At 58.7% G+C, this 557-nt stretch carries 1 protein-coding gene; it reads right to left on the minus strand.

Annotated features, from left to right (window positions below):
- Positions 1-557 (minus strand): IS5 family transposase (locus tag AB3X89_RS40145; RefSeq protein ID WP_368588046.1); only part of this gene is annotated, 557 nt, incomplete at both ends.

Here is a 557-nt window from a genome sequence, read left to right on the forward strand (position 1 = left end):
AACCCTTGTCCGCGCCCAACGTGATCTCTGCGCCCGCATCCTGTAGTGCTTGCCGCGCGTCGTTGATCATGATCTTGGCCGCTTCACGTTCAGCATGCCCGTCAGCGCGTGTCACGCGCGCGTTGACCACCAGACCGTGCCGGTTATCGGTCAGCGTATGGCCCATGTATCGCAATTCGCTGCCCGTCTTGCCTTTCCTGTAGAGCCGCGCATCAGGATCGGTCCTGGACTGATGCGTCTCGTTGCTGCGCTTGCTACCTTTAAAGTCGCCCGCGCTGCTGCCTTCGTCATCCTGATCGTCATCGTCCTTGCGAACGAAGCTCTTGTGTCCCGCCCACGCCTGGATCAGCGTGCCGTCTACGCTGAAGTGCTCGCCCGAGAGCAGATCCTTCTTCTGAGCGATGGCCACCACTTCGTTGAAGAATTCGATCACGGCATCGTGCTTGATCAACCGCTCGCGGTTCTTCGTGAAGACCGTGGGCACCCACACCACGTCATCCATTGCCAGGCCGATGAACCAACGAAACAGAAGGTTGTATTGCACCTGCTCCATCAAT

The sequence above is a fragment of the Paraburkholderia sp. BR14320 genome (assembly GCF_040948665.1).
GTDB classification, from domain to species: Bacteria; Pseudomonadota; Gammaproteobacteria; order Burkholderiales; family Burkholderiaceae; genus Paraburkholderia; species Paraburkholderia youngii.